Origin of the sequence: Limimaricola variabilis (assembly GCF_034371605.1) — a bacterium.
Classification (GTDB): Bacteria; Pseudomonadota; Alphaproteobacteria; order Rhodobacterales; family Rhodobacteraceae; genus Limimaricola; species Limimaricola variabilis.
In genome coordinates, this window is record NZ_CP139691.1 from 2,889,322 (window position 1) to 2,912,201 (window position 22,880).

At 67.6% G+C, this 22,880-nt stretch carries 25 protein-coding genes and 1 riboswitch; of the genes, 20 read left to right on the plus strand and 5 right to left on the minus strand.

Translation table 11 applies throughout. The features are described from left to right. Positions 1-2 precede the first annotated feature (2 nt). Positions 3-866, minus strand: a complete 864-nt coding sequence (locus tag T8T21_RS14445) for a hypothetical protein (RefSeq protein ID WP_322336088.1) — start codon at positions 864-866, stop codon at positions 3-5. A 107-nt stretch (positions 867-973) separates the two neighbouring features. Here T8T21_RS14445 and miaB point away from each other — a divergent pair, with 107 nt between their 5' ends. The 11 genes from miaB (at position 974) to T8T21_RS14500 (ending at position 11,753) form a co-directional block, all read left to right on the plus strand. Next, positions 974-2,302, plus strand: coding sequence for a tRNA (N6-isopentenyl adenosine(37)-C2)-methylthiotransferase MiaB (gene miaB / locus T8T21_RS14450; RefSeq protein WP_322336089.1), 1,329 nt, complete (start codon positions 974-976; stop codon positions 2,300-2,302). A 279-nt stretch (positions 2,303-2,581) separates the two neighbouring features. Then, complete coding sequence (locus T8T21_RS14455) at positions 2,582-3,145, plus strand: OmpA family protein (protein ID WP_322336090.1); 564 nt, start codon at positions 2,582-2,584, stop codon at positions 3,143-3,145. A gap of 11 nt (positions 3,146-3,156) precedes the next feature. Beyond that, positions 3,157-3,456, plus strand: coding sequence for a hypothetical protein (locus T8T21_RS14460; RefSeq protein ID WP_322336091.1), 300 nt, complete (start codon positions 3,157-3,159; stop codon positions 3,454-3,456). Positions 3,457-3,648: 192 nt separating this feature from the next. Then, positions 3,649-4,629, plus strand: a complete 981-nt coding sequence (locus tag T8T21_RS14465; protein WP_183472576.1) for a PhoH family protein — start codon at positions 3,649-3,651, stop codon at positions 4,627-4,629. After that, positions 4,601-5,185 carry an rRNA maturation RNase YbeY gene (ybeY, locus tag T8T21_RS14470; protein ID WP_322336092.1) on the plus strand — a complete coding sequence of 195 codons (585 nt, stop codon included), beginning with the start codon at positions 4,601-4,603 and terminating at the stop codon, positions 5,183-5,185. Before T8T21_RS14465 ends, ybeY begins: the two co-directional genes overlap by 29 nt. After that, positions 5,169-6,086 carry a CBS domain-containing protein gene (locus T8T21_RS14475; protein ID WP_183472107.1) on the plus strand — a complete coding sequence of 306 codons (918 nt, stop codon included), beginning with the start codon at positions 5,169-5,171 and terminating at the stop codon, positions 6,084-6,086. Before ybeY ends, T8T21_RS14475 begins: the two co-directional genes overlap by 17 nt. Positions 6,087-6,090: 4 nt before the next feature. Continuing rightward, complete coding sequence (gene lnt / locus T8T21_RS14480) at positions 6,091-7,614, plus strand: apolipoprotein N-acyltransferase (RefSeq protein ID WP_322336093.1); 1,524 nt, start codon at positions 6,091-6,093, stop codon at positions 7,612-7,614. Between the two features lie 10 nt (positions 7,615-7,624). Further along, positions 7,625-7,673: riboswitch (SAM-SAH riboswitch) on the plus strand. Positions 7,674-7,680: 7 nt separating this feature from the next. Continuing rightward, positions 7,681-8,862, plus strand: coding sequence for a methionine adenosyltransferase (metK, locus tag T8T21_RS14485; protein ID WP_322336094.1), 1,182 nt, complete (start codon positions 7,681-7,683; stop codon positions 8,860-8,862). A 159-nt stretch (positions 8,863-9,021) separates the two neighbouring features. Then, entirely contained in the window at positions 9,022-9,726 is a 705-nt protein-coding gene (trmB, locus tag T8T21_RS14490) for a tRNA (guanine(46)-N(7))-methyltransferase TrmB (RefSeq protein WP_322336095.1), read from the plus strand. 72 nt (positions 9,727-9,798) lie between these two features. After that, a complete protein-coding gene (gene aroA / locus T8T21_RS14495) occupies positions 9,799-11,145 on the plus strand; it encodes a 3-phosphoshikimate 1-carboxyvinyltransferase (RefSeq protein WP_322336096.1) in 1,347 nt (448 codons plus the stop codon). Further along, positions 11,142-11,753 carry a (d)CMP kinase gene (locus T8T21_RS14500; RefSeq protein WP_322336097.1) on the plus strand — a complete coding sequence of 204 codons (612 nt, stop codon included), beginning with the start codon at positions 11,142-11,144 and terminating at the stop codon, positions 11,751-11,753. Before aroA ends, T8T21_RS14500 begins: the two co-directional genes overlap by 4 nt. Here T8T21_RS14500 and T8T21_RS14505 read toward each other — a convergent pair. After that, positions 11,750-12,439, minus strand: a complete 690-nt coding sequence (locus tag T8T21_RS14505) for a phosphatase PAP2 family protein (RefSeq protein WP_322336098.1) — start codon at positions 12,437-12,439, stop codon at positions 11,750-11,752. The two genes, T8T21_RS14500 and T8T21_RS14505, sit on opposite strands and share 4 nt — an antisense overlap. Before the next feature lie 289 nt (positions 12,440-12,728). On the opposite strand from T8T21_RS14505, the gene rpsA reads away from it, so the two are divergent. The 8 genes from rpsA (at position 12,729) to T8T21_RS14545 (ending at position 18,894) form a co-directional block, all read left to right on the plus strand. Then, on the plus strand, positions 12,729-14,408 hold the full coding sequence (gene rpsA, locus T8T21_RS14510; RefSeq protein WP_281372297.1) for a 30S ribosomal protein S1: 1,680 nt from the start codon (positions 12,729-12,731) through the stop codon (positions 14,406-14,408). A gap of 208 nt (positions 14,409-14,616) precedes the next feature. Then, the gene (gene ihfB / locus T8T21_RS14515) at positions 14,617-14,898 is read left to right on the plus strand and encodes an integration host factor subunit beta (RefSeq protein ID WP_085897095.1); all 282 of its coding nucleotides are present in this window, start codon (positions 14,617-14,619) and stop codon (positions 14,896-14,898) included. A gap of 9 nt (positions 14,899-14,907) precedes the next feature. Further along, positions 14,908-15,273 (plus strand): lipopolysaccharide assembly protein LapA domain-containing protein, encoded by a 366-nt coding sequence (locus tag T8T21_RS14520; protein ID WP_183472091.1) that lies wholly within the window; start codon positions 14,908-14,910, stop codon positions 15,271-15,273. Next, positions 15,274-15,912: a phosphoribosylanthranilate isomerase gene (locus T8T21_RS14525; protein ID WP_322336099.1), complete on the plus strand. Its 639-nt coding sequence runs from the start codon at positions 15,274-15,276 to the stop codon at positions 15,910-15,912. A 44-nt stretch (positions 15,913-15,956) separates the two neighbouring features. Continuing rightward, positions 15,957-16,283, plus strand: a complete 327-nt coding sequence (locus tag T8T21_RS14530) for a YgaP family membrane protein (protein ID WP_183472087.1) — start codon at positions 15,957-15,959, stop codon at positions 16,281-16,283. 68 nt (positions 16,284-16,351) lie between these two features. Further along, positions 16,352-17,578 (plus strand): tryptophan synthase subunit beta, encoded by a 1,227-nt coding sequence (gene trpB / locus T8T21_RS14535; protein WP_322336100.1) that lies wholly within the window; start codon positions 16,352-16,354, stop codon positions 17,576-17,578. A gap of 89 nt (positions 17,579-17,667) precedes the next feature. Continuing rightward, on the plus strand, positions 17,668-18,075 hold the full coding sequence (locus T8T21_RS14540) for an EF-hand domain-containing protein (RefSeq protein ID WP_322336101.1): 408 nt from the start codon (positions 17,668-17,670) through the stop codon (positions 18,073-18,075). A gap of 165 nt (positions 18,076-18,240) precedes the next feature. Next, entirely contained in the window at positions 18,241-18,894 is a 654-nt protein-coding gene (locus tag T8T21_RS14545; RefSeq protein ID WP_322336102.1) for a DUF7282 domain-containing protein, read from the plus strand. A 59-nt stretch (positions 18,895-18,953) separates the two neighbouring features. On the opposite strand, the gene T8T21_RS14550 is transcribed toward T8T21_RS14545, so the two are convergent. The 3 genes from T8T21_RS14550 to T8T21_RS14560 form a co-directional block, all read right to left on the minus strand. Next, entirely contained in the window at positions 18,954-19,325 is a 372-nt protein-coding gene (locus tag T8T21_RS14550; RefSeq protein ID WP_322336103.1) for a DUF2237 family protein, read from the minus strand. Positions 19,326-19,374: 49 nt separating this feature from the next. Continuing rightward, positions 19,375-20,085 carry an aminoacyl-tRNA hydrolase gene (gene pth / locus T8T21_RS14555; RefSeq protein WP_322336104.1) on the minus strand — a complete coding sequence of 237 codons (711 nt, stop codon included), beginning with the start codon at positions 20,083-20,085 and terminating at the stop codon, positions 19,375-19,377. Between the two features lie 97 nt (positions 20,086-20,182). Then, complete coding sequence (locus T8T21_RS14560; RefSeq protein ID WP_183472075.1) at positions 20,183-20,821, minus strand: 50S ribosomal protein L25/general stress protein Ctc; 639 nt, start codon at positions 20,819-20,821, stop codon at positions 20,183-20,185. A gap of 236 nt (positions 20,822-21,057) precedes the next feature. Here T8T21_RS14560 and T8T21_RS14565 point away from each other — a divergent pair, with 236 nt between their 5' ends. Then, the gene (locus tag T8T21_RS14565) at positions 21,058-22,854 is read left to right on the plus strand and encodes an ABC transporter transmembrane domain-containing protein (RefSeq protein ID WP_322336105.1); all 1,797 of its coding nucleotides are present in this window, start codon (positions 21,058-21,060) and stop codon (positions 22,852-22,854) included. The last annotated feature ends 26 nt before the right edge of the window (positions 22,855-22,880 follow it).

Below are 22,880 nucleotides of genomic sequence, written 5' to 3' on the forward strand. Positions count from 1 at the left end.
GATCAGAACCACTGACCGGGCTCGATCAGCCCGAGATCCAGAAGCTGGCGCGAGTGCCAATCGAACCGCGAGGCGCCCGGCCAGTCGAAGCCGCCGATCGTCTCGCGCGAGGCAGGGTTGCGGCGCAGCGCCTTGGCCGCGCGAAACGAGGCAATGGCGACTGTGGGCGAGCGGTGCCAGGGGCATTGCAAGCTGTTGTATTCCGCCTGGTCGAACAGCCGGTCCGGCCCGAGCCGCAGCCCCGACGCCGCGCGGAACAGGCCGGGGCGCTGGATCTGTCGGCGGTCCTCGGGGGCGTGTTCTTCAAAGCGCAGCCGCAACCCGCCGAAGATGTCCCATTGTCGGTCGAGCTCGTGGCCATGGGCGTCGCGGCGGCCATGGGCGAAATAGCCGATCCGGTCGAGATGCGCCGCCTCGGGCGAGACGCCGCCCGGATGCGCGTCGAGATCGGCGGCGAAGAGATCGACCGTCACGCCCCCCAGCGCGTCGCGCCGCTCCTCCATCGCAAAGGTGCAAAGTTCGGCCACGCCCCGATCCTCGCAGAAGGGGAAAAACAGGTACTCGGCGTTGAAGCCGTAGAACATCCAGCGCCCCGGCGCCGCCGCCGCGATCACCGCGTTGACGATGTTCGTGACCGCCGACCCGCCGCGGGTTTCGGCACGCAGCAGCCTGATCCGGGGGTCCGCGAGGGCGGGGCGGGGCAGGTCGTCCGGCACCACCGCCAGAACGCAGGCGAAGCCGAGATCGAGGTGATGGCGCAGCGTTCCGTCGAGCTCGACGCCGTCCTCGGCCAGCACCAGCCCCAGCGGCCCCTCGCCGGATCCTGCCAGCGCCGCGCCCAGCGCCTCGATGCCGTGATGCTCCATCGCCGCCCCTCTTGCCGTTCCGACAGGGATGGCCGGGCCGGGCCGACATTGCAAGATGCCGGGCTTTGGCCTACACCGCGCCCCTGATCTCGCAGAGGATGGCCGCGATGGACCAGGCGCCCAAGAAGCTCTTCATCAAGACCTATGGCTGTCAGATGAACGTCTATGACAGCGAGCGCATGGCCGAGGCGCTGGGCGCGTCCGGCTACGTCACCACCGAGGTGGCCGACGAGGCCGACATGGTGCTGCTCAACACCTGCCACATCCGCGAGAAGGCCGCCGAGAAGGTCTATTCCGACCTCGGCCGGCTGCGGCCGCTCAAGGAGGCGAAGCCCGGACTGAAAATCGGCGTCGCGGGCTGCGTGGCGCAGGCCGAGGGCGAGGAGATCCTCAACCGCATGCCGCTGGTCGACCTCGTGGTGGGGCCGCAGAGCTACCACCGGCTGCCCGAGATGGAAGCCCGGGTCGGGCAGGGCGGTCGCGCCGTCGACACCGAGTTTCCCGAAGACGACAAGTTCGAGACGCTGAAGACCCGTCCCAAGGCCAAGCGCGGCCCGACGGCCTTTCTGACCGTGCAGGAGGGCTGCGACAAGTTCTGCGCCTTCTGTGTGGTGCCCTATACCCGCGGCGCCGAAGTCAGCCGTCCGGCGGCGCGGATCGTCGCCGAAGCGCGCGGGCTGGTCGAGGCGGGGGTGCGCGAGATCACCCTGCTGGGCCAGAACGTCAACGCGTGGCACGGCGATCTCGACGGTGCGGAGGGCGGGCTCGCGGCCTTGGTCGGTCAACTCGCGCAGATCGATGGGCTTGAGCGGATCCGCTACACCACCTCTCATCCCAACGACATGGACGAGGCGCTGATCGCGGCGCATGGGAACGAGGCGAAGCTGATGCCCTATCTGCACCTGCCGGTGCAGTCGGGCTCTGACCGCATTCTCAAGGCGATGAACCGCAAGCACACCGCGGAGCAGTATCTGCGCCTGATCGAGCGGATTCGTGCGGCGCGCCCCGACATCCTGCTTACCTCGGATTTCATCGTGGGCTTTCCCGGCGAGACCGATGCCGATTTCGACGCGACGATGGATCTGGTGCGGGAGGTCCGCTACGGCTCGGCCTTCTCCTTCAAGTATTCGCCGCGCCCCGGCACGCCTGCCGCCGAGCGCAAGACGCAGGTGGCACCGGAGGTGATGGACGTGCGGCTGCAGCGGCTGCAGGGCCTTCTGGGCGAGCAACAGCGCGCGGCGCAGGAGGCGATGGTCGGCCAGGAAACCACCGTGCTGTTCGAGAAGACGGGACGGCTGCCCGGCCAGATGGTCGGCAAGTCCGAGCACCTCTTCGCGGTACATGTCGAGGCGCCCGAAAGCCTGCGCGGCGAGATCGCGCGTGTGCAGATCACCGCGTCGGGGCCGAACTCGCTGGCAGGGACGTTGATCGACTGAGGCTGCGGGGGAATCGGTCTCACCACAGCAGGATTGCGGCAGAATCGAGGCGTCGCAGACGCCTCGATCGGGCGTTTCGAGCCGCCGCGTCGCGGCTTGAAGGACAATTCCCTTCAATCGGCCTCCACTGTTGCGTCTAGTATCGGCAATTTCATGCCGAGGCCTTCCCAAAGCCCTGATCCGCATTAACACTTGGATCCAGCCGATCTCCGCCCGGCTGCCAAGGTGGAGATCATCGCGTCAGAAGTTCGGGAAGGATTGGAACAAGTGGCCTCATTCATGACGGAAAAGTTGCGCGCCGCGGCCGGGGGGATCGTGGTGGCTGCGCTGGCATTCGGGTCGCTGAGCGCGCCGGCGCTGGCGCAGGATCCGCGGATCATCCCCGCCGAACGCTACACGCCCAACATCTGGATCGATCCCGACGGGTGCGAACACTGGGCGATGGATGACGGCGCCGAGGGGTTCATGGGCCCGCGCCGCCTGCGCGACGGCTCGCCGGTCTGTCATCGCTCGGAGATCTGCGGCGTGGTGCCGACCGACACGCTGTTCGCCACCGACAAATGGCACATTTCGGCCGCCGGCCGCGCCCGGCTGCGCCAGTTCTTCACCCAAGCCAACGCCTTCGGCTTCCTGATCTACGGCCATACCGACAGCCGCGCGAGCGACGAGTACAACATCACCCTGTCCGACAACCGCGCCCGCGCAGTGGCGCAGGTGGCGCAGGAGGTGGGTGCCCGCGTGGTTGATGTGCGCGGCTTTGGCGAGCGCAAGCCCAAGGCGTCGAACGCCACCGCCGCCGGGATGCAGGCCAACCGCCGCGTCGAAGTCTATTGCCTGCGTTGAGGAGCACGAACATGACGATTTCCAAGAGCTTCGCGATCCTCGGCCTGCTCGGCGCCGCCGCCGCCTGCGCCCCGATCGGTCCGGACAAGACCGTCGACCGGGGCATCAATTCGCATGACCTGTCGACCATGGTGGCGGGTATCTGGGTCGACCCGGATGGCTGCGATCACTGGATCATCGATGACGGCGTCGAGGGCTACATGTCCGAGCGCCTGACGCCGGACGGGCTTCCGGTCTGTTCGGGTGTGGCGCAGCCCAACGTCGTGGTCGGGCCGTTCAAATCCGGCTCTCCGATCCCCGATCCGCTCTGAGCCCGCATAACGGGCGAAATCCAAGGGGCCGCGCCGCAAGGCGCGGCCCTTTTCGCACGGCATCGGGGAAACCGCGCATCGCGCCGCGCGTTGATTGCCATAGCTCGCCTGATCCGCTTGCGCGGCCCGCCGCGAATTGCGACCATCGGGGGGTCCATCGGCGCCACCCGGCATGAGGAGTTCTGCTTGTCCATCGCCACCCCGACCGAGACCGTTCTCGAGTTTCCGAATAATTTCCTTCTGATAGATCTGTGCGGTGAGCATGACCGGCACATCGCGGCGATCGAGGAGCGGCTGGGGGTACAGATCCTGCGGCGCGGCAATCGGCTCTCCGTGATCGGCGAGGACGACTCGGGCACGGAGGCGGCGCGGGTGCTCAACGCGCTCTATGCTCGGCTCGAAGCCGGCCGGCCGGTGGAGCCCGGCGACGTGGACCGTGAACTGCGGATGGCGGCGCCCGAACCCGTCGACGCCGATCAGATCGACCTGTTCAAGGCCGACCCGGCAGCCGAGCGCATCGAGATCAAGACCCGTCGCAAGCTCGTCGAGCCTCGGACCGAGGCCCAGAAGGCCTATGTGCGCGCGCTGTTCGACAACGAGCTGTGCTTCGGCATCGGCCCGGCCGGTACCGGCAAGACCTATCTCGCCGTGGCGGTGGGCGTGTCGATGTTCCTGCAGGGCCATGTCGACAAGATCATCCTGAGCCGCCCGGCGGTCGAGGCGGGCGAGAAGCTCGGCTACCTGCCCGGCGACATGAAGGAGAAGGTCGATCCCTACATGCAGCCGCTCTACGATGCGCTGAACGACTTCCTGCCCGGCAAGCAGGCCTCCAAGATGATGGAGGAGAAGGTGATCGAGATCGCGCCGCTCGCCTTCATGCGCGGCCGGACCCTGAGCCGCGCCTTCGTCGTGCTCGATGAGGCGCAGAACGCCACGACGATGCAGATGAAGATGTTCCTCACCCGTCTGGGCGAGGGCTCGCGCATGGTCGTCACCGGCGACCGCAGCCAGGTCGACCTGCCGCGCGGCGTCACCTCGGGGCTGCATGACGCCGAGCGACTGCTCAAGAACATCCCCAAGATCAGCTTCAACTACTTCACCTCCAAGGACGTGGTGCGTCACCCGCTGGTCGCGGCGATCATCGATGCCTACGAAGCCGATGGCGCGGCCTGAGCGCCCGCGGCCGCCGCTGGTCGATTGCCTGCTGGAGGATCACCGCTGGGAAGCGGTGGGGCTGGAAGCGCTGGCGGAGACCGCCTGCGCCGCCGCGCTGCGCGGCGCCGGTCTCGACCCCTCCGGCTTCGAGATCAGCCTGCTGGGCTGTTCGGACGCGCGGATCGCCGATCTAAACGCCGACTTCCGTGGCAAACCCAAGCCTACCAACGTGTTGAGCTGGCCCTCCGAGGAGCGGGGGGCGGCCGCGCCCGGAAGCAGGCCGTCGCCGCCCCGGCGCGACCCCATGGGTCCGACCGAGCTGGGTGACATCGCCATCGCCTACGAGACCTGCCGCGCCGAGGCCGAGGCCGCCGGGCGGAGTCTCGCCGATCACGCCAGCCATCTTCTCGTGCACGGCACCCTGCATTTGCTGGGCTTCGATCACGAAACCGACGCGGATGCGGCGCTGATGGAAGGGCTGGAGACGGAAACACTTGGCAAAATGGGGATCGCAGACCCATATGCCGCTCATGCCATTGCAGCACCGGAAGGAGACGATGGGCGACGCGTTTGATACGGCCGATGCGGGACATGCCCGCGACGGCGACGGAGATGGTCCCGAGGGGCCAAGTAGCGTCACCGCCGAGAATGGCGGCGGACGCGGTTTCTTCAGCCGCATCATCGGGGTGCTGAACCCCGCCGAGGCCGAGCTGCCACCGGTGGAGGCGCCGCGCGGCTTCGCCCAGGTGCTGCCGGTTCCGGGCATGCTCAACCTGCGTCGGATGCGGGTCGAGGATGTGATGGTGCCCAAGGCGGACATCACCGCAGTGCCGGTCACCATCCCTCTCGAGGAGCTGGTCGAGGTGTTCCGCGAGAGCGGCCTGACCCGGATCCCGGTCTTCGACGGCACGCTCGACACGCCGATCGGGCTGGTCAACCTCAAGGATTTCGCGCTCAAGTTCTGCTTCGTGCCAGAGCGGCCGGATTTCAGCCTGCGCGACATGCTGCGCCGGCTGCTCTTCGTGCCGCCCTCGATGCCGCTCGGCGTGCTGCTTCAGAAGATGCAGACCGAGCGGATCCACATGGCGTTGGTGATCGACGAATACGGCGGCACCGACGGGCTCGTGACCATCGAGGACCTGATCGAGACCGTGGTGGGCGAGATCGAGGACGAACACGATGTCGACGAGGCGCAGAGCTTCCTGCGCGAGAAGCCCGGCGTCTGGCTCGCGCTCGCGCGCACGCCGCTCGAGACCTTCGAGCGGGCGATCGGCATGGATCTCACCGATCACGAGGAGATCGACGAGGAGGAGATCGACAGCCTTGGCGGTCTGGTCTCGATGCTGGCCGGTCACGTGCCCGCCCGCGGGGAGGTGATCGAGCACCCGGCCGGGATCGAGTTCGAGGTGATCGATGCCGATCCGCGCCGGATCAAGCGGCTGCGCATTCGTTTGCCGGAAAGCGCGGAAGGCTGAGTTGATGCACGACGCGTTGCGGCCGGCCCGGCGGGCCGTCCGGCACCATGCGACGCGGCCCTTGCCGCGCGCCGGGCTGGCCGGTTTCGCCGGTGTGCTCGCGGCGCTGGGGCTGGCGCCGTGGGGGCTTTGGTGGCTGACGCTGCCCGCCTTGGCGCTGGTGTTCGTGCTGCGCCGCCATGCGGCGACCCAGCGCGGCGCCTTTCTCACCGGCTGGGGCTTCGGCGCGGGCTGGTTCGGCCTGGCGCTTTCCTGGGTGGTCGAGCCCTTCTTCGTCGATGCCGCGCGCGACGGCTGGATGGCGCCCTTTGCCGTGGTGCTGCTCTGCGGCGGGTTGGCGGTGTTCTGGGGCGTGGCCTTTGCCGCCGCGCATCGGCGCGGCGACGCGCTGCTCGTGGCCTTGTGGGTCGCGCTCGAAATGGCGCGCGGCGTGGTGTTCACCGGCTTTCCATGGGCGATGCCGGGGCATGTGTTCATCGATACGCCGGTGGCGCAGCTCGCCGCGCTGGGAGGCGCTCCGCTGCTGACATTGATCGCGCTGGGCTTGCCTGCGGCGGCGCTGGCGATCGGCGCGCGCGCCGCGCTGGCGGTCCCGGCGCTGGCCTGCCTCGCGGCCTGGATCGTGCTCGATCCCGGTCCGGCCCCGGCGCCGAGGCCAGGCGCGCCGGTGGTGCGACTGGTGCAGCCCAACGCGGTGCAGGCATTGAAATGGGACCCGGACTGGCTGCCGGTCTTTCATCAACGGTTGATGTCGCTGACCGGGCAAGGCGACGTGCCCGATCTCGTGATCTGGCCCGAGACGGCATTGCCCTGGCTTCTCGACCAGTCAGGCGATGCGCTGGCCGAAGGCGCAGCCGCCGCGCGTGGTGCGCCGGTCATGCTCGGCATCCAGCGTCGCGAGGCCGCGCGCTACTACAACTCGGCCATCGTCATGGACGGGGCGGGCGAGATCGCGGCGCTCTACGACAAGGCGCATCTTGTGCCGTTCGGCGAATACGTTCCCTTCGGCGAATGGGCCGCGCGCTTCGGCATCCACGGATTGGCGGCCAGCGAGGGCGGCGGCTACACGCCGGGGCCCGGCCTGCACCCGGTCGCGGTGCCGGGGATCGGCCTGGCGCTGCCCCTGATCTGCTACGAGGGGATCTTCGCGCGCGAGGTCAACGCGGCCACGGCCACCGGGGCGCTGCGGCCGAGACTGATGGTCCTGATGACCAACGACGCCTGGTTCGGCACTGTCTCCGGCCCCTACCAGCACCTTGCGCTGGCACGGCTCAGGGCGATCGAGCAGCGAATGCCGATGGCGCGCGTTGCCAATACCGGCGTCTCGGCGATGATCGACGCGCAGGGCCGGGTGACCGCTCGGCTGGGTCTGGGCCAAACCGGCGCGATCGACGCACCGCTGCCGCCGCGCGGGGCCGCGCCCGTCTATGCGCGGCTGGGCGACGCGCCTATGCTGGGCGTGCTGGCGCTTCTGGGACTGGCAGCCATGCGCCGAAATCGGCTTGACCGGGGGCGGGCCGGGGCGTAGCGGGGGCGGATTCCCGGCACAACGGCTTCCTGGCGTGTCGGGCGAATTTCAATGGAGCACCTCTTCATGTCCCGCCAGAACTACATTTTCACCTCCGAATCGGTGTCCGAAGGCCATCCCGACAAGGTCTGCGACCGGATCTCCGATGCCGTGCTCGACGCGCTGCTCGCCGAGGAGCCGGAGGCGCGGGTGGCTTGCGAAACCTTCGCCACCACCAACCGCGTCGTGGTCGGCGGCGAGATCGGTCTCAAGGATCAGGCTAAGCTCGAGCAGGTGCTGGGCGGGGTCGAGGGGATCGTGCGCGATTGCATCCGCGACATCGGCTACGAGCAGGATGCCTTCCACCACCGCGACGTCGAGGTGACCAACCTTCTGCATCCGCAATCGGCCCATATCGCCCAAGGGGTGGATGCCGCTGAGGGCAAGGAAGAAGGCGCTGGCGATCAGGGCATCATGTTCGGCTATGCTTGCAGCGAAACGCCCGAGCTGATGCCGGCGCCGATCCATTACGCGCACCGGATCCTCAAGCGGCTCGCCGATGCCCGCAAATCAGGCGCCGAGCCGACGCTGCGCCCCGATGCCAAGAGCCAGCTCTCCCTGCGCTACGAGAACGGCATGCCGGTCGAGGCAACCTCGATCGTGCTGTCGACCCAGCATTCCGACGAGGGTCAGACCAGCGCCGACATCCGCGCCATCGTCGAGCCTTACATCCGCGAGGTGCTGCCGCAGGGCTGGATCACCGACAAGACCGAATGGTGGGTGAACCCCACGGGCAAGTTCGTGATCGGCGGGCCGGATGGCGATGCGGGTCTGACGGGCCGCAAGATCATCGTCGACACCTATGGTGGCGCGGCACCGCATGGCGGCGGTGCCTTCTCTGGCAAGGACCCGACCAAGGTCGACCGTTCGGCCGCCTATGCCGCGCGCTACCTTGCCAAGAACGTCGTCGCCGCCGGTCTGGCCGAGCGCTGCACGATCCAGCTGTCCTATGCCATTGGCGTGGCCCGGCCGCTGTCGATCTATGCCGACACCCATGGCACCGGCGAGGTCTCGAACGCCGAGATCGAGCGCGCGGTGGCGCAGGCGATGGACCTGACGCCGCGCGGCATCCGCACCCATCTCGGGCTCAACCGCCCGATCTATGCCCGCACGGCGGCCTATGGCCATTTCGGCCGCGCGCCCGAGGCGGATGGCGGTTTCTCCTGGGAGCGGACCGATCTGGCCGAGGCGCTCAAGCGCGGGCTCTAGCTCCGGCATCCGACGGTTGGCCCGTCGTGGTTCTCGGAAATGACAAAGGGGCAGGGCAGGCGCTCTGCCCCTTTCGCGTTCCGGACCGGGCATGACGTCCCGACCTCGGAGGCGTTCGGCATGTTGCGTGGCGGCGCCGCCCGCGCTAACCCGCCAGCCATGAAAAAAGGTTCGCACCCCTCCGGCGCCCCCTGGCGCAATTTCTATGGCCGCATCCACGGCAAGACGCTGCGCCCGACGCAGAAAGAGCATCTCGAGCATGATCTCGACGCCTTGTCGCCGGGGCCGGTCGATTGGGACGTGAACCCCGATCGCGAGAAGCTCGATCTCGACGCGCGTTTCGGCGGTAAGCCGATCTGGCTCGAGGTGGGTTTCGGCGGCGGCGAGCATCTCGTGCACATGGCCAAGAGCTACCCCGACATCGCGATCATCGGGGCCGAGCCCTTCATCAACGGCGTGGCGATGCTTTTGGGCAAGATCCGCGACGCGGGCGTCGACAACATCGCCGTGCATCCGGGCGACGTGCGCGACCTGTTCGACGTGCTGCCCGATGCGAGCGTCGAGAAGGCCTTTCTCAACTACCCCGACCCCTGGCCCAAGGCGCGTCATCACCGCCGCCGCTTCGTCACGCAGGAACATCTGGAGCCGCTGTTCCGGGTGCTGAAGCCCGGAGCCGAATTCCGGGTCGCGACCGACATTCCCGATTACGTCCGCCAGACCCTCGAAGAGGTGCCGCAGGCGGGATTCGTGCGTGTCGATCACCCCGACGACGCCGCTTGGGCCGACTGGCCCTCGACCCGCTACGAGCAGAAGGCGCTGCGCGAGGGTCGGCGGCCGCATTACCTTACCTTCCGGCGGCCCTGAGGCGGTGCCGGGCGTGGACGCTGCCGCCGCGTCGGTCTAGGAACGAGCCCGAGCAAACCACGAGGTGCCCCGATGTCCGGCCATGGCGATCCGATCCCGATGATGTCCCAGCGCGGCCCCGCCCTGTCGGGCGAGGCGCATGTGCCGGGCGACAAGTCGATCAGCCATCGCAGCCTGATCCTCGGCGCGCTCTCGGTCGGCGAGACGGTGATCGAGGGGCTGCTCGAAGGGCAGGATGTGCTCGACACCGCCAAGGCGATGCGCGCCTTCGGGGCCGAGGTCACCGATCACGGGGGCGGCCGCTGGTCGGTGCATGGCGTCGGCGTCGGCGGCTTTGCCGAGCCTGAGGGCGTGATCGACTGCGGCAATTCCGGCACCGGGGTGCGGCTGATCATGGGGGCGATGGCCACCACGCCGATCACCGTGACCTTCACCGGCGACGCCTCGCTGTGTTCGCGGCCCATGGGCCGCGTCACCGATCCGCTGGCGCTGTTCGGTGCCAAGGCCGAAGGGCGAGAGGGCGGACGGCTGCCGATGACGATCACCGGCGCGCGCGATCCGATGCCGGTGCGCTACACCGTGCCGGTGCCTTCGGCGCAGGTGAAGTCGGCTGTGCTGCTGGCGGGTCTCAATGCCCCCGGCAAGACCGTGGTGATCGAGAAGGAAGCCACCCGCGACCATACCGAGCGGATGCTGATGGGATTCGGCGCGGAACTGGTGGTCGAGGAAACCGATGAGGGCCGGGTGATCACGCTCACCGGCCAGCCCGAGCTGAAGCCGCAGCATATCGTGGTGCCGCGCGATCCCAGCTCTGCCGCCTTCCCGGTCTGCGCGGCGCTGATCGCCGAGGGCTCGGACGTGCTGGTGCCGAATATCGGCCTCAACCCGAGCCGCGCCGGGCTGTTCGAGACGCTGCGCGAGATGGGCGCCGACCTGACCTACGAGAACCCGCGCGAGGAGGGGGGCGAGCCGGTGGCCGACCTGCGCGCGCGCTTCTCGCCGAACATGAAGGGCATCGAGGTGCCGCCCGCCCGTGCCGCCTCGATGATCGATGAATACCCGGTGCTCTCGGTGGTCGCGGCCTTCGCCGAAGGGCCGACCGTGATGCGCGGCGTGAAGGAGCTGCGCGTGAAGGAAAGCGACCGGATCGACGCCATGGCGCAGGGGCTGCGTGCCGCCGGCGTCGAGGTCGAGGAGGGCGAGGACTGGTGGATCGTGCATGGCCGCGGCCACGGCCAGGTGCCGGGCGGTGCCGTGGTGGAAAGCCGTCTCGACCACCGCATCGCCATGTCCTTCCTGGTGATGGGCTTGGCGACGAACGCGCCGATGCGCGTCGATGACGGCGGTCCGATCGCCACCTCCTTCCCGGTGTTCGAACCGCTGATGACGGGGCTCGGCGCGTCGGTGGCGCGGGCATGATCTTCACGGTCGCCATCGACGGCCCGGCCGCCGCGGGCAAGGGCACTGTGGGGCGCGCTGTCGCCACCCATTTCGGCTTCGCCCATCTCGACACCGGGCTGCTCTACCGCGCAGTCGGTGCACAGGTTCTGGCCGGTGCCGATCCGGTCGAGGCGGCACGCGGCCTGACCGCTGAGGCGCTGGCCGCGCCCGGGCTGCGCAGCCCCGAGGTGGCGCGCGCGGCGAGCGAGGTGGCGGTGATCGGCGAGGTGCGCGCGGCGCTCCTCGAATTCCAGCGTAGCTTCGCCCGGCGCGAAGGTGGCGCGGTGCTCGACGGGCGCGACATCGGCACGGTGATCTGCCCCGAGGCCGAGGTGAAGCTCTTCGTCACCGCGAGCGCCGAGGCCCGCGCGGCGCGGCGGCTGGCGGAGCTGGTCGCGGCCGGGGTCGAGACCGATTTCGGCGCCGTGCTGGAGGATGTCCGCGCCCGCGACCTGCGCGATTCCGGCCGCGCCGAAGCGCCGCTGCGGCCGGCCGACGACGCACATCTGCTCGATACGTCGGAGCTCGATGTCGAGCAGGCCGTGGCCGCTGCCGTAGCGCAGGTCGCGGAGCGGCTCGGCCGCTAGCCGGCGAGCACGTCGCGTAGCACGCCCAGCAGGGTGCGGCTCGAGGCGAACATCGTGCCGAGCTGGTGCGCGACGAGGAACATCAGCGGGTAGCTGAACCCCGGCCGCGACTCGAGCCAAGCCAGCAGGCCGGTGTCCAGCAGAACCCGCCGCAGCAAGGGCACCGCGATCAGCGCCATCGCGACGCCGAGCGCGCCGCCGACGAGGATGTCGCTCGGCCAGTGGAAGCCGAGCGCGATCCGCGGCAGCGCGATCACCAGCACCGCATGGGCCAGCGCCACGAGACCCCAGCGACGGTCGGCCAGCGCGATGCCGGTGGCCAGCGCGAAGAACAGCACCGCGTGGTCGCTGGGCATGGCGGACCAGTCGTTCAGCGTATCCACTCCGACCGAGTCCGCCAGCCGCAGCGGCAGATCGGCATCGTGGATCGGCCGCGCCCGGTAGGGCAGCGTCATCGACAGCACCCGGCCCGTCGCCAGCGCCAACACCGCCATCACCAGTGTGCCGGCAAGGGCGGCGCGGCGTCTCGCCTGCGCGGCATGCGGCTGCATCCACAACCCCCAGACCAGCATCATCACCGGAATGCCCTTGAACAGCGGACTCGAAGCAACCTGAAGGATCAACGTGTCGAGCAGCGCGTCGCGCCCTGCGATGCGGTTGACCACGAGTAGAATGTCCAGGTCCATCAAGCTCTCCTGTCCGGGCCGCCATTAGCGCGCCGGCGTAGGGATCGCGCAATGGGCGAGGCCCAGGGGCGTGGCGAGTGTGGCCGTGCTGCTTGATCCGGGACCGGCTTTGCTCTATGGACACGGGCGTCGAGAGGGCGGCGCGCGTCTCGCGCGCGAGCAGGATGAGGCAGGGTCGGAATTTCCGGCCCCGGTCGCGTTGGACGCCCTGTCGGCAAGCCGAAATCCAAAGACCGGCGGAGACAACCGCCTGGCCCGTATAGCGACTTACAAAGGAAAAACTGACCGCATGTGCGCTAAAGCATCCATGGAGGAATTCGAAGCCCTCCTGAACGAAAGCTTCGAAATCGACACGCCGTCCGAAGGCAGCGTCGTCAAGGGCCGCGTGCTCGCCATCGAGGCGGGTCAGGCCATCATCGATGTCGGCTACAAGATGGAAGGCCGCATCGATCTCAAGGAATTCGCCAACCCCGGCGAGCAGGCCGACCTCAAGCCCGGCGACGAGGTCGAAGTCTTCCTCCGCCAGGTTGAGAACGCCCGTGGCGAAGCCGTCATCTCGCGTGAGATGGCCCGCCGCGAAGAGGCGTGGGACCGTCTCGAGAAGGCCTATGCCGACGAAGAGCGCGTCGAAGGCGCCATCTTCGGCCGCGTCAAGGGTGGCTTCACCGTCGATCTCGGCGGCGCCGTGGCCTTCCTGCCCGGCTCGCAGGTCGATGTGCGCCCCGTGCGCGATGCCGGCCCGCTCATGGGTCTCAAGCAGCCGTTCCAGATCCTCAAGATGGACCGTCGCCGTGGCAACATCGTGGTGTCGCGTCGCGCGATCCTCGAAGAGAGCCGTGCCGAGCAGCGCGCCGAGGTCATCGCCAACCTGCACGAAGGCCAGACGGTCGACGGCGTGGTCAAGAACATCACCGAATACGGTGCGTTCGTTGATCTCGGCGGCGTCGACGGCCTGCTGCACGTCACCGACATGGCGTGGCGCCGCGTGAACCACCCCTCGGAGATCCTGTCGATCGGCGAGACCGTCAAGGTCCAGGTCATCAAGATCAACAAGGAAACCCACCGTATCAGCCTCGGCATGAAGCAGCTGCAGGACGATCCGTGGGATTCGGTGGAAGCCAAGTTCCCGATCGAGAGCGTCCACACCGGCCGCGTGACCAACATTACCGACTACGGCGCCTTCGTGGAGCTGGAGCCGGGTGTCGAGGGTCTGGTCCACGTCTCCGAGATGAGCTGGACCAAGAAGAACGTGCACCCCGGCAAGATCGTCTCCACTTCGCAGGAAGTGGAAGTGATGGTGCTCGAGATCGACAGCGCCAAGCGTCGCGTCTCGCTCGGCCTGAAGCAGACCCAGCGCAACCCGTGGGAAGTCTTCGCCGAGACCCACCCCGAGGGCACCGAGGTCGAGGGCGAGGTGAAGAACATCACCGAGTTCGGCCTGTTCGTCGGCCTGCCGGGCGACATCGACGGCATGGTTCACCTGTCGGACCTGACCTGGGAAGGTCGTGGCGAGGACGTGATCGGCGACTTCCGCAAGGGCGACGTCGTGAAGGCCAAGGTCACCGAGGTCGACATCGAGAAGGAGCGCATCTCGCTCTCGATCAAGGCCATGGACGGCGACCCGTTCGCCGAAGCCATCGGTGGCGTGAAGCGCGGCTCGATCATCACCGTCGAGGTGACCAAGATCGAAGACGGCGGCATCGAAGTGACCTATGAGGGCATGAAGTCCTTCATCCGTCGCTCGGATCTGTCGCGTGACCGTGCCGAGCAGCGCCCCGAGCGCTTCGGCGTCGGCGACAAGGTCGACGTCCGCGTCACCAATGTCGACAGCAAGACCCGCAAGCTGGGCCTGTCGATCAAGGCGCGCGAGATCGCCGAAGAGAAGGAAGCGGTCGAGCAGTACGGCTCCTCCGATTCGGGCGCCTCGCTGGGCGACATCCTCGGCGCCGCCCTCAAGGGCGACCGCTGAGCCCATCCGGGGCCCTTTTCGGCCCCGGAACGCTTTCGACCCCGTCGCCCCTCACCGGGCGGCGGGGTCTTTTCGTGAACGTGGGTCAAAACCGCACCGTTGTTTTGACTGCACTATTTATCGGAACCGGTGATGCCCCTATAGTCTTGATGACACAGATCCGTGACATGTCGCCGCATCGGCGCGGCACGGACAGGGAGGGCTGCTAATGATTCGCTCCGAACTGATCCAGAAAATCGCGGATGAGAACCCGCATCTCTATCAACGCGACGTCGAAAAGATCGTGAACACGATCTTCGACCGGATCACCCAGGCGATGGCCGAAGGAAACCGGGTCGAACTGCGCGGCTTCGGCGCCTTTTCGGTGAAGAAGCGCGACCAGCGGCTCGGCCGCAACCCGCGCACCGGCGAGGCGGTCGAGGTCGAGGAAAAGCACGTCCCCTTCTTCAAGACCGGCAAGCTCTTGCGCGACCGGCTAAACGGGAAATAGAACCACCACATGAGAGCTCTCCGCACCGCCTTCTGGGGCATCGTCGCCATCTGTCTGGTCATTCTCGGCCTTGCCAACCGCGGCATGGTCACGCTGCGCGTGCTGCCCGAGGGGCTGAGCGGGCTGTTCGGCATCTCGCCCGACATCGACCTTCCTCTCTATGCCGTGATCCTGATCGGCGTGGCGCTCGGCCTGATGATCGGCTTCCTCTGGGAATGGCTGCGCGAGCACAAGCACCGCGCCGAGGCGCGCCGGCGGGCCCGTGACGTCAATCGCCTCGAGCGCGAGGTCGACCGTCTGCGGCACGAGAAGCACGAGGGCGAAGACGACGTGCTGGCCCTCGTCGACCGCCCGGCCGAACCCGCCCGCGTCTGAATGCCCGTCTCCGTCAAGATCTGCGGCCTGTCCGACCGGGCAGGCCTCGATGCTGCCGTGGCGGCCGGCGCCCGTTATGTGGGCTTCGTCTTCTTCGCCAGATCGCCGCGCTGCGTGAGCGTCGAGACCGCCGCCGCGCTCGCCTTGGAGGTGCCGCCGGGCGTCGCCAAGGTGGCGCTGGTGGTGGATGCCGACGACGCGACGCTCGACGACATCGTCGCTCGCGTGCCGCTCGACATGCTGCAGCTTCATGGCCGCGAGACGCCCGAGCGCGTGGCCGAAATCCGTGCCCGTCACGGCCTGCCGGTGATGAAGGCGGTGGGGGTGGCCACTGAGGCCGACCTGCCCGCGCTCGACCTCTATGCGGCCGTGGCCGACCAGATCCTCGTCGATGCCAAGGCGCCGGCGGGTGCTGCACTGCCCGGCGGCAACGGGCTCGCCTTCGACTGGCGGCTGATCGCCGGGCAGCGCTGGCCCGTGCCATGGATGCTGGCGGGCGGGCTGACGCCCGAGAATCTCGCCGAGGCCGTGAAGCGGACCGGTGCGCGTCAGGTCGATGTCTCGTCCGGGGTCGAGAGTGCCCCGGGGCGCAAGGATGCCGACCGCATCCGCGCCTTCCTGTCGGCGGCAAGTGGCTGACGAAGGCGATTGCCGCGGCCCCGTGGTCGTCCTACATGGCAGCCATGAGCAAGACCGTCGATCACGAGCGTGAGAAGGCCCGCCTGCAACGGCAGATGCGGGCGATGACCGGCGGTTCGCCGCGGATGCGGCGCATGTCGGATCTGCTGATGGCGGACCATGCCCGTTGGATACGCATTCCGGTGGGGCTGCTGCTCATCCTCGGGGGCTTCGCGGCGATCCTTCCGATCTTCGGGCTGTGGATGCTTCCGATCGGCCTCGCGCTTCTGGCGGTCGATCTGCCGATCCTGCGGCCGGGCGTCAACGCGGCGCTGATCCGCGGTCGGCGCTGGATCGACGGCACTTCGCGGCGCTGGCGCGACCGCGATTGAGGCGAGAACCCTTTACCGCCCCGCGCGGCAAGGGTAGTCCGGAGGCCGAACGCGAGGAGGCCCAGCGCATGGCGGACGATCTCATCAACAGCTTCATGGCCGGGCCCGACGAGGGCGGCCGCTTCGGCCAGTTCGGCGGGCGTTTCGTCTCCGAGACGCTGATGCCGCTGATCCTGTCGCTCGAGGCCGAGTACGAGAAGGCCAAGACCGACCCGTCCTTTTGGGCGGAGATGAACGATCTGTGGACCCATTACGTCGGCCGCCCCAGCCCGCTCTACTTTGCCGAGCGTCTGACCCAGCATCTCGGCGGGGCCAAGATCTACCTCAAGCGCGACGAGCTGAACCACACCGGCGCGCACAAGATCAACAACGTGCTGGGCCAGATCATCCTCGCCCGCCGCATGGGCAAGACCCGGATCATCGCCGAGACCGGTGCCGGCCAGCACGGCGTGGCGACCGCGACGGTCTGCGCGAAGTTCGGCCTGAAATGCGTCGTCTATATGGGCGCGCATGACGTCGAGCGTCAGGCGCCCAACGTGTTCCGGATGCGGCTTCTGGGTGCCGAGGTCGTGCCCGTCACCTCGGGCCGCGGCACGCTCAAGGACGCGATGAACGATGCGCTGCGCGACTGGGTCACCAATGTGCGCGATACCTTCTACTGCATCGGCACCGTCGCGGGCCCGCATCCCTATCCGGCGATGGTCCGCGACTTCCAGTCGATCATCGGCAAGGAGGTGCGCGAACAGATGCAAGCCGCCGAGGGGCGTCTGCCCGACACGCTGGTCGCGGCGATCGGCGGCGGCTCGAACGCGATGGGGCTGTTCTTCCCGTTCCTCGACGACCGGGAGGTGAACATCATCGGCGTCGAGGCGGGCGGTAAGGGCGTCGACCTGAAGATGCAGCACTGCGCCTCGCTTACCGGCGGGCGCCCGGGCGTGCTGCATGGCAACAAGACCTACCTGCTGCAGGATGATGACGGTCAGATCCTCGAAGGCCATTCGATTTCTGCCGGCCTCGACTACCCGGGCATCGGTCCCGAGCACGCCTGGCTGCATGAGATCGGCCGGGCGCAATACGTGGCGATCACCGATGCCGAGGCGCTCGAGGCGTTCAAGCTGTCCTGCGCGCTCGAAGGGATCATCCCGGCGCTGGAGCCGTCCCACGCGTTGGCGCATGTGATGAAGATCGCGCCGGAACTGCCAAAGGACCACCTGCTGGTGATGAACATGTGCGGTCGCGGCGACAAGGACATCTTCACCGTGGCCAAGCATCTGGGCGTCGACATTCAGACTTGACGGCTCTCACGGCTTTGTGAACGCGCCTCTCCGAACGCCTCGCCGGGCGACACGTTGGGGCGCGAACTCACAATTCGAGAGGACACGACATGCTGAACAAACTGAGCGCCAGCCTCGCGACCACCGCCTTCGTACTGGGTGCCTCGACTGCCGTGGCCCAGAGCATTCCGTTTGCCGAGGTGGACACCGATGGCAACATGGAGCTGAGCATGGCCGAACTCGAGGCTGCCTTCGGTGCCGAAGGGGCCGCGATCCTGATCGAGGATGACGCCGACGGCGACGGCATGCTGAGCGTGCAGGAAATCCGCATCGCGACCGGCATGACCGCGACCGGCACTGCCGATCCCGAAGCGCGCGCCGCATCGGATGACAGCGACGATCCGGACTACCGCGACGACAACGAGTCGGCTCTCCAGCCCAACGACACTGAGACCGAAGGCTTCATCGAAGAAGGCGAGGACATGGCTGACCCGTCCGATGAGGACAACAGCCAGTAATCCATTCTCAGGATTTCAGTTGATCGGCCGGTCGGGACAACCCCGACCGGCCTTTTTCTTGTTCTGGGGGAGCGGCACATGGGGGAAACACGCCGATGTGTAGAGCGACAGTGAACCCGAAGTCTTTCAGATGGTTATCAATGCAAACCAGATTTGGAGAATACAATGTTCAAGATCTTCGCAACCGCTTCGGCTACCGCCGCACTGATGGCCGGCGCCGCGATCGCGCAAGACGACACGATGATGATCGAGGCCGATCAGGAAGCCATGATGATGTCGATGGCCGACGGCCAGACCATGGTGACCTTCCCGCGCATCACCACCCGCGAGGATGGCTACATCGTCCTGCACGCCGCCGCTGATGGCGCGCCCGTCGTGCCCGACTCGATGGGCCATGCGATGGTGATGGCCGGCGAGAATACCGACGTCATGGTGACGATCCCCCAGGCACTGCCGGCTGGGACCGAGCTTGTGGCGATGCTGCATGCCGAGACCAACGGCAATGGTGTCTATGACTTCGGCGAAGGCATGACCGATGTCGACGGCCCCATCATGGTCAACGGCGCGCCGGTGACCGCGACCTTCGTGGTGCCGGAAGGCATGGAGATGGATCACGACATGGACGCGATGGAGTCGCCCGAGGTCGAAGATCCGCAGACCCGTTCGGCGTCGGACGATTCCGATGATCCGGACTATCGTGACGAGGGCGAAGACGAGATCGAGCCCAACAACACCGAGGTCGATGGTTTCCTCGAAGAGGGTGAGGAAGACGCCGACAACGAGTCCGATGACGACGACGCCGCGACCGACAACCAGTAAGTCTCGGCGCATTTGAACACTATAAGCCCCGGCCGGATCGCTCTGGCCGGGGCTCCTTGTTATGCTGCGGCGTAACCCTCGAGGACCGAGAGCGGTATCACCTCCAGCGCGGCGCGATGGGTCGCAGCAAGATGCACCCGCGGGGCACAGCCTTCGTCATGGGCCTGCAGGAAGCGCATGGCGCACAGGCACCAGCGATCACCCGGCCGCAGCCCCGGGAAATCGAATTCCGGACGCGGGGTGCTCAGGTCGTTTCCGACATAGGCCGACCATGCGAGGAACTCGGCGGTCATCACGGCGCAGACCGTGTGGCTCCCGACATCCTCGGCGCAGGTGTTGCAATGACCGTCACGGAAGAATCCGGTGACCGGGCCGGTCGAGCAGGCGGCGAGCGGCTCGTCGAACACGTTCAGCGATGGTTCTACCTTCATTCGTCCTCCCTCCGACGGGCCAGTATGCCACCAAGGCGATGCCGTTCCGTCACCTGAACCGATCAGCGAGCTTCTGGAGGGCCGAACGGTCATCGGTGGGCGCGGGGGCAGGGGCCTGCGATTTCGGAGAGGCTGGTGCCGGGGCGGCGTCAGCCTTCTGGGCAGGCGGCTTCGCACCGCCACCGGAGCGCGGCGGGTTCAGCCTGAGCGCCACGGCATTCATGAAGCGCGGCCCGTCCCCTGCAGCCAGTGCTGCGGCCCCGTTTGATACGCCGCGCAGCATGTCGTCGAGCCAGTCCTCGTCTGCCTTGGCAAAATCCTTGAGCACGTAGCCCGGCACCGCGTCCTTGTGGCCCGGATGGCCAACACCCATCCGCACCCGGTCGTAATGCGGCCCCAGATGCTGATGGATCGAGCGCAGCCCGTTATGACCGGCGTGACCGCCGCCCGACTTGATCTTGAGCCGTGCCGGCGCGAGGTCGATCTCATCGTGGAACACGGTGATGTCGATGCTGTCGATCTTGTGGAAGCGCGCGGCTTCGCCGACCGACTGACCGGACAGATTCATGAAGGTCGCGGGCTTCAGCAGGAGCACCTTCTCGGTCCCCAGCCTGCCCTCGGCGACTTCGCCCTGGAACTTGGCGCGCCAGGGCGCAAAGCCATGATCCTCGGCGATCCGGTCAACGGCCATGAAGCCGATATTGTGACGGTTCCGGGCGTATTTGGCCCCCGGATTGCCTAGTCCGACAAAGAGTTTCATGGCGCGGAGACTAGCGCGCCCATGCCGGCGAAACCAGTGCCGGAGACGCGAACGGGGCCCCGAAGGGCCCCGTTGCATGGATCGATCCGGAAAGGGATCAGGCGTCCGACTGCTCGGTCGCCTCGACCTCGTCGGCGGCCTCTTCCTCGGCCGCGGCGGCGGCGAGCTTCGACGGCGCCGAGATGTTGGCGATCACGAAGTTGCGGTCGATGGTCGCCTTGGCGCCGGAGGGCAGCGTGACGTCGTTGATGTGGATCACGTCACCGATCTCCTTGCCGGTCAGATCGACGACGATCTGCTCGGGGATCTCGCCGGCCAGCACGTTCAGCTCGACCTCGGGACGCACCACGGTAAGCACGCCGCCCTTCTTGATGCCGGGGGCGGCCTTGTGGTTCTCGAACTCGACGTGGATGAACAGGTTGATCCGCGTGGTGCGGCGCAGGCGCAGCAGGTCCACGTGGGTCGGAAGGTCCTTGACCACGTCGCGCTGAACGCCGCGGCAGATCACGCGCACGTCGTCCTGGCCTTCAACCTTGAGGTTGAACAGGGTCGACAGGAAGCGTCCCGCCTTCAGCTTCTTGATCAGCGCGTTGTAGGGCAGGTTGATCGGCAGCGGGTCGGCGCCGCCACCATACACGATGCCCGGAACGAGGTTTTCGCGACGTGCCTGACGAGCGGCCCCCTTGCCTGTCCCCGTGCGTGCCGTGGCGACGAGATCCGGAATCTCTTTGGCCATTGTAAGTCCTTTCAGGTGATGGGCCATCCTCCAAGGGTGTATGGCCCGATTCAGAACCTGTGCCCTTAGCGCCGAATCGCGAGTTTGGAAAGATGCCCGTGCGGGGAAAGCGGCGCTAATGCGCCTTGTCTTTCCGCAACCCCGCGCAGGGCCTTTCGCGGCAGGCGCCGGGCTTCGCTTGTCGTGCGCCATTCCGGGGTCTAGACATCTTCGGCAATCCAAAGACGAGGCGCGACATGGCCCGATCCCCGAAACGCGGCGAGGAAGACCGCGCGGCGTCGAAGAATATCGGTGCGCTGCGGGCGCTCTGGCCGTTCCTCGCGCCCTATCGCGGCACCATGGCGCTGGCGGTCGCGGCGCTGGTGCTGACGGCCTGCGTGAGCCTCGTGCTGCCACTGGCAGTGCGCCGCGTGGTCGACAATTTCGAGGTCGATGCGGGCGCGCTGCTTGATCGCTATTTCGCCGGCGCGCTGCTCATCGCCGCGCTGCTCGCACTGGGCACGGCGGCGCGATACTACCTTGTCACCAGGCTCGGCGAGCGGGTGGTGACGGATATCCGCAAGGCGGTCTTCGCACGGATGGTCGGGATGAGTCCGTCCTTCTACGAGCGGGTCATGACCGGGGAAGTTCTCAGCCGGATCACCACCGACACGACGCTGATCCTGAGCGTGATCGGCTCCTCGGCCTCGGTGGCGCTCAGGAACCTGCTGATTCTCGTCGGCGGTCTGGTGCTCCTGCTGATGACTTCCGCCAAGCTCACCGGGCTGGTGCTGCTGATCGTGCCGGCGATCATCGTGCCGATCGTGGTGCTCGGGCGCAGGCTGCGCGCGCTGAGCCGTCAGAACCAGGACTGGATCGCTGCCTCGTCGGGCAACGCCTCCGAGACGCTGCTTTCGGTGCAGACCGTGCAGGCCTACAGCCACGAGGCGCCGAGCCGGGCCCGGTTCGACGATGTCACCGAAAAGAGCTTCGCGGCCGCGCATGCCCGGATCGGCACACGGGCGGTGATGACCGCGATCGTCATCTTCCTGATCTTCGCGGGCATCGTCGGCGTGTTGTGGATCGGCGCGCGCGACGTGAATGCCGGCGCGATGAGCATCGGCGCCCTGGTGCAGTTCGTGATCTATGCGGTGATGGTGGCCGGCGCGGTCGGCGCGCTGACCGAGATCTGGGGCGAGCTGCAGCGCGCCGCCGGCGCCACCGAGCGGCTGGTCGAGCTGCTTCATGCCGAGGACAGCCTGCGCGAGCCAAAGGAGCCGCTTCCGGTGCCCGCCGCGCGCGGCGAGATCATGTTCGAGGATGTCTCCTTCTCCTACCCGTCGCGTCCCGACACGTCCGCGCTCGACCATGTCAGCGTCACGATCAGGCCCGGTGAGACGGTGGCGCTGGTCGGCCCTTCCGGCGCGGGCAAGACGACGATGATCCAGCTGCTGCTGCGGTTCTGGGATCCGGCCTCGGGGCGGATCACGCTCGACGGGGTCGATCTGCGCGACATGGCGCGGCCCGACTTCCGCCGCCGCATGGCGCTGGTGCCGCAGGATCCGGTGATCTTCGCCGACACGGCGCGCGAGAACATCCGCTTCGGTCGTCCCGATGCCACGGATGAGGAGGTCGAGGCGGCCGCACGCGCGGCCGCGGCGCATGAATTCCTCGTCGCGCTGCCGCAGGGCTATGACAGCCAGGTTGGCGAGCGCGGCGTGATGCTGTCGGGCGGGCAGAAGCAGCGCATCGCCATCGCCCGCGCGATCCTGCGCGACGCGCCGGTGCTGCTTCTGGACGAGGCGACCAGCGCGCTCGACGCCGAGAGCGAGCGGCTGGTCCAGCACGCCGTCGACCGGCTCGCGCAGGGGCGCACGACGCTGATCGTGGCGCATCGGCTGGCCACGGTGAAGAAGGCCGACCGGATCCTCGTCTTCGAAGACGGGCGGATCGTGGCGCAGGGCAGCCATGACGACCTCGTGGCCGAGGGCGGTCTCTACGCCCGGCTGGCGCGGTTGCAGTTCACCGATGGCATGGCGCAGGCCGCAGAGTAGCCAACTGGCAGGAAAATCCTTGCGCC